We start from the raw sequence: 5,392 nt of genomic DNA, 5'->3' as shown, positions 1-5,392 counted from the left end.
GTTGTGAGCAGGCTCAGTCCCAGTACAAGGGAGGCAAGTAGTTTTTTCATGTCTATGTTCTCTTTATATTTGGGTTGAGCGCTTACAGCGCTTCCTTGCCGGTTTCACCGGTGCGGATGCGCACGACCTGCTCGAGGTTGTAGACAAAGACCTTGCCGTCGCCGATCTTGCCGGTGCGGGCGGCGCCCTCCACCGCTTCGATCACGCGGTCGACCAGGTCGTCGGACACAGCCGCCTCGATCTTGACCTTGGGCAGGAAGTCGACGACATATTCCGCGCCGCGGTACAGCTCGGTATGCCCTTTCTGGCGGCCGAAGCCCTTGACTTCGGTCACGGTGATGCCTTGCACGCCAATGCCGGACAGCGCCTCGCGCACTTCGTCCAGCTTGAACGGTTTGATGATGGCCGTTACGAGTTTCATTTCAGGTTTCCTCCAAGGATGAATAAGGAAGCGGCCCCTCGGTGCACCGCCCCGGCTGCTCTACAGGTTTTCTGGGCGCATGAAGATCGGAGCGCTCCGGTTCAGGGATTCCGAGGGTTGCCACAACAGGTCTTCAGATTCCGCAGGGTTCAATAGCACGTACCGTGCCAAAGCAGCCTGCCTTATGGACCGTAAGCCAGCCTGTTTTCCACCCGAGGCAGTGGGCGTTCTAGAATCCAGGCAAACAATGAGCACCAAATTGGGGCGCATGTCGCGCACAACTTTGGGGCAAAACAGGGGAGTTGCTTCATGAGCTTGTCTTTAGTGCACAGCCGCGCCTTGTTGGGGCTGGAGGCGCGGCCGGTCTGCGTCGAGGTCCACCTGGCCAACGGCCTGCCCAGCTTCACGCTGGTCGGCCTGGCGGAGACCGAGGTCAAGGAGGCCCGGGAGCGCGTGCGCTCGGCCATCCAGAACACCGGCCTGGAGTTTCCGGCCAATAAAAGAATCACCGTCAACCTCGCGCCGGCCGACCTGCCCAAGGATTCCGGCCGCTTCGACCTGCCGATCGCGCTGGGCATACTCGCGGCCAGCAGCCAGGTCGACGCCCGCAAGCTCGAAGGGTATGAATTCGCCGGCGAGCTCTCCCTGGGCGGCGACCTGCGGCCGGTGCGCGGCGCGCTCGCCATGAGCCTGGCGCTGGCGCGCACCGAGCGCGCCGCCGCGGGCGCCTTGCCCAAGCTCGTCCTGCCCGACGCCAGCGCCCAGGAGGCAGCCCTGGTTCCGGGCGCGGAGATTTTCCGGGCGCACCATTTGCTCGACGTCGTCAGGCAGTTCTTGCCGGGAGACGCCGCCGTCGAAGCGCTGGACGGCTGGGCGCAAGTGAAACCGTTGGCGCTGCCCGCGCCATCGGCCTACCTGGACCTGGCCGACGTAAAAGGCCAGGCAGCGGCACGGCGCGCGCTGGAGATCGCGGCGGCCGGCGGACACAGCGTGCTGATGATGGGGGCGCCCGGTTCCGGCAAATCGATGCTGGCCCAGCGCTTTGCCGGCCTGCTGCCGGCCATGACCACCGAGGAGGCGCTTGAAAGCGCGGCCGTGGCCTCTTTGGGCGGCCGCTTCTCGCTGGACAAGTGGGCGCAACGCCCGACCTGCGCGCCGCACCATACCGCCAGCGCCGTGGCGCTGGTCGGCGGCGGCTCACCGCCCCGGCCCGGCGAAATCTCGCTGGCGCACCGCGGCGTGCTCTTCCTCGACGAGCTGCCCGAGTTCCCGCGCGCGGCGCTCGAGGCGCTGCGCGAGCCGCTGGAATCCGGCAGCATCACCATCTCGCGGGCCGCCCAGCGCGCCGAATTCCCGGCCCGTTTCCAGCTGGTCGCGGCCATGAACCCCTGCCCTTGCGGCTACCTCGGCTCCAGCTTGCGGACCTGCCGCTGCTCGCCCGAGCTGGTGGCGCGCTACCAGGGCAAACTCAGCGGCCCGCTGCTGGACCGCATAGACCTGCATGTGGAAGTCGGCGCGCTGGCGGCCGATGAACTGGTGAACGCCCCGCCCGGCGAGGCCACGGCCGACATCCGGCTTCGTGTCGTCGCGGCCCGCGACCGCGCCACGGCCCGGCAAGGCTGCACCAACCAGGCGCTGGAAGGCCGCGCCATAGACGCGCAATGCCAGCTCGACGATACGGCCGCGAAATTCCTCAACACCGCGGCCGCCCGGCTGGGCTGGTCGGGACGCGGCATCCACCGCTGCCTGAAAGTGGCCCGAACCATCGCCGACCTGGCCGGCGCACAGGCCGTGCAGACGGTGCATGTAGCGGAGGCGGTGCAATACCGCCGGGCGCTGAAGGCCGCCCAGTAATACTGGCGTTTTTCAGTTAGAGCGGCCTGCGCGCTTTGCGGGTTTTCCACCAGCGCGACAGATGCACCTTTAGGTCGTGGCGCGGGTGGGTGATGCGCCGCACGGCGCTCACGTAATCAAGCGCCAACCCCGGCGTCCAGGCCATGGCTTCAGCGCGCACGCGCGCGCTGCCGGCCATCCACACGTCGGGGTGCAATGCCAGCCGAAGAAGTGTGCGCCAGAAAGGTTTGCCGGCAAAGACGCCTTCCATGGCCGCGTCCACGGCCTGCGTCACCACGACGGAACAATTGCGGCTGGTGAGGTTGTAGGTGTCGTCCCGGTGGTAGACGTCCCAGAAGGCCTGGAGGTAGCTTCTGTTGTAGACGCGAAAATGCAGCTTGTGGGTGGAAGGCCGGGTCGCCGCGGCTTCTTCGGCATAGGCCGGCAGCCAGACGCCGGGATGGTCGTTGCCCGAAGTGGCGCGCAGGTGGCCGACCAGGTTGGCCTGCGTGATGGCCAGGCGGACCCGCGGGTGGTGGCTGATGTACAGGCCGTCATCACATTCCAGCGCGATATGGCCGGTTGAGACGCGGCCCTTCTTGGTCATGGAGGCGATGTAGCGCTCGATCAGCGGAAGGCGTATGCGGTCCTGCTTGTCGTCGACCCCGTCGACCGCCGTCCAGACATGCACGATCATGTGGCCGGCGGCGGCGTTCGCGGCCAGCACCTCGGGGGTGGCCGGCGCCGCATCGGGTGGCAGCACCCGGGTGCCGCTGTAAAGCTCAACGGCCGCCAGCCGGGAGCCGCGCGGCAGGCGCCTGAGCCGCCAGGCGCCGCGCATCAGGACATAGCCGCCGACGCCCAGCGCCAGGCCGGTGCACAGCGACACGTTCATGCTGGAGGGCACGGGCCAGTCGGTGAACAGCAACAGCGCCAGCAGCAGGTAAGCCCAGCCTGTCAGGTTGGACTTGCGCCAGCTCGGGTAGCGAATCAACCAGCTGGAGACGATGCGGATCAAGCCGTTGAAGGTGAAAGCGGCGCCAAACAGGATGCCGGCGGCGATCGCGTTGTCCCAGGGGAAGTCCAGCACCAGGCAGGCACACACCACCATGGCCGCGCCGCGCAGCAGCTCGAAACGGCGCCGCATTCGCGCGTGGGTTGCACCCACCACCATCTCGACAAGCCCCTGGGCCAGCAGCACCGCGCCCAGCACCCAGGTGGCGACGTCGGCCACGCCGTCCACCAGGTCGACCAGCAGAACGGCGCCGAAGAGCGCGGCCAGCACGCCGGCCGCCATGAAAATTTTCCAGCGCCCGACCAGCGCATCGCCGCCAAAAAGAATCAACGCAAGTCTGAACATGTTTCTGCCGTTGTGCTGCCGCGAGGCGGCCGGAGGGGCTGGCTTTATTTCAACTCACTTCAATGGCGCGAAGTCCACTACCCCCTGTCATAAGCCGGGCCATCATAGCGCCGCGCCCCCGGGCGGCGGACGTAAAAAAGCCCCGCAACCTGGCGTTGCGGGGCGCTTGGAGCCATGCCGGCCGGACCGGTCAGCGGTTGTAGTACGGAGAAGGCTCGGCGGCAGGCTGTGCGGCCACGGGCGCGGGCGCCGGCTTGGGACCGTAGGTGGCGCCGYCGCCGGTGCGCAGCACATTGCCTTCCACCGTCACGCGGCTGCCCACGCTGGGCGCGCGCGCCACTTCCACCAGGCGCTGCGAGCCGTCTTCCATGCGCACGCCGACCTGGTAGACGGTTTCCTTGCGCATATGCCCTTCAATCGCGTTGCCGGCAAAACCGCCGCCGACGGCGCCCAGGATGGTGGCCGCGGTGCGGCCGCCGCCATGGCCGACCTGGTTACCGAGCACGGCGCCCAGCACGCCACCGGCAACGGCGCCCGCGCCGACACCTGCGGGCTTGGTGGAGCGTTCAACGGGCGTGACCGATTCAACGGCGCCGCACACATGGCAGACCTGCGCCACAACAACCGGTGCGGGCGTGGGGCCGGGAGCGGGCGAAATGCCGGCGTAGCTGGGCGCGGGCGCCGGTTTAGGCGTGGGTTTGGCGACTTTTTTGGCAGGCACGGGCGCGGGCTTGGCGGGGGCCGCGGCGGGCTTTTCAGCCAGGTCGTCGGCCGCGGTGGCGGCTGCGGCCACGGGCGGCGCGACYGCCGGAGCCACCGGTGCCTGCTGCGGCGCAGCCAGCGCCACGGGCGCGGCGACGGGCGGGTTTCGCATCTGGTAAATCATGGTGCCGCCCATGGCCAGGACGGCGACGCCCAGGATGCCGACGGCGGCCCACAAGGGCTTGCTGGCCGACGAGGCCTGCTGGCCGGGCTGGAGAGTTTCGGTGGATGTGTTCATGACAATTCCCTCTGGTGAAATCAAATCGCTGGCTCAACGTTGCGCAGTGCCTGTTCAACGTTTCGCATGCCGTGAAGGTAAACACGCTTTTGCAGGGAGCGGTGTATTTATGTAAACGCCGCCTATTTTCCGGCAAAGCTGCGGTAAATGCGAAGGAGAGCGGTAAGCCCGGAGCCTACAGGTTGGGCGCCAGCAAGCGCTGCAACTCAGCCGCCTTCAGGCCGCGCCGCTGCGCCAGGTCCTGCAGCTGGTCGTCGCCAATCTTGCCGACGTTGAAGTAAGTGCTCTGCGGGTGGCTCAGGTAGAAGCCGCTGACGCTGGCGGCCGGCGTCATGGCCAGGCTTTCGGTCAACGCCATGCCGATCTCGCCGGCCTTGAGCAGCTCGAACATCTCTTTCTTGACGCTGTGGTCGGGGCAGGCCGGGTAGCCGGGGGCCGGGCGTATGCCCTGGTATTTTTCGGCGATCAGCGCTTCGCTGTCCAGCGATTCGGCCGGCACATAACCCCACAGGTCCTTGCGCACGCGCTGGTGCAGGCTTTCGGCGAAGGCCTCGGCCAGGCGGTCGGCCAGGGCCTTGAGCATGATGGACGAGTAGTCGTCGTGGTCGTCGAGGAAGTATTTCTCTTTCTTCTCGGCGCCTATGCCGGCCGTCACGGCGAAGACGCCGATGTAGTCGGCAACACCCTTGGGCGCGACGAAGTCGGCCAGGCAGCGGCTGGGCCGCATCACGCCGTCAATCGCAGTTTTTTCGGTCTGCTGGCGCAGGCCGTACCAGGT

General features: G+C 67.3%; 5 protein-coding genes. 1 reads left to right on the top strand and 4 read right to left on the bottom strand.

Going from position 1 to position 5,392, the window contains the following annotated elements:
• Positions 1-82: 82 nt before the first annotated feature.
• Positions 83-421, bottom strand: a complete 339-nt coding sequence (gene glnK, locus AC1D0P_RS21195; RefSeq protein ID WP_007873831.1) for a P-II family nitrogen regulator — start codon at positions 419-421, stop codon at positions 83-85.
• A gap of 309 nt (positions 422-730) precedes the next feature.
• Between glnK and AC1D0P_RS21190 the strand changes: the two genes are divergently transcribed.
• Complete coding sequence (locus AC1D0P_RS21190; RefSeq protein ID WP_477678555.1) at positions 731-2,275, top strand: YifB family Mg chelatase-like AAA ATPase; 1,545 nt, start codon at positions 731-733, stop codon at positions 2,273-2,275.
• A 16-nt stretch (positions 2,276-2,291) separates the two neighbouring features.
• Here the strand turns inward: AC1D0P_RS21190 and AC1D0P_RS21185 are convergent, their stop codons facing one another.
• The 3 genes from AC1D0P_RS21185 to AC1D0P_RS21175 all read right to left on the bottom strand — a co-directional run.
• On the bottom strand, positions 2,292-3,614 hold the full coding sequence (locus tag AC1D0P_RS21185) for an HdeD family acid-resistance protein (protein WP_477678554.1): 1,323 nt from the start codon (positions 3,612-3,614) through the stop codon (positions 2,292-2,294).
• Positions 3,615-3,804: 190 nt separating this feature from the next.
• The gene (locus tag AC1D0P_RS21180) at positions 3,805-4,614 is read right to left on the bottom strand and encodes a glycine zipper 2TM domain-containing protein (protein WP_477678553.1); all 810 of its coding nucleotides are present in this window, start codon (positions 4,612-4,614) and stop codon (positions 3,805-3,807) included.
• Positions 4,615-4,789: 175 nt separating this feature from the next.
• Positions 4,790-5,392 (bottom strand): vitamin B12 dependent-methionine synthase activation domain-containing protein (locus AC1D0P_RS21175; protein WP_477678552.1); only part of this gene is annotated, 603 nt, incomplete at its 5' end.

This window comes from Polaromonas sp. P1_G2 (assembly GCF_056405515.1).
This window is presented reverse-complemented; position numbering and strand designations above follow the sequence as displayed.

Bases quoted from the DNA above. Each gene is read 5' to 3' on its own strand.
- glnK (WP_007873831.1), bottom strand. From the start codon at position 421: ATGAAACTCGTAACGGCCATCATCAAACCGTTCAAGCTGGACGAAGTG.
- AC1D0P_RS21185 (WP_477678554.1), bottom strand. From the start codon at position 3,614: ATGTTCAGACTTGCGTTGATTCTTTTTGGCGGCGATGCGCTGGTCGGG.
- AC1D0P_RS21190 (WP_477678555.1), top strand. From the start codon at position 731: ATGAGCTTGTCTTTAGTGCACAGCCGCGCCTTGTTGGGGCTGGAGGCG.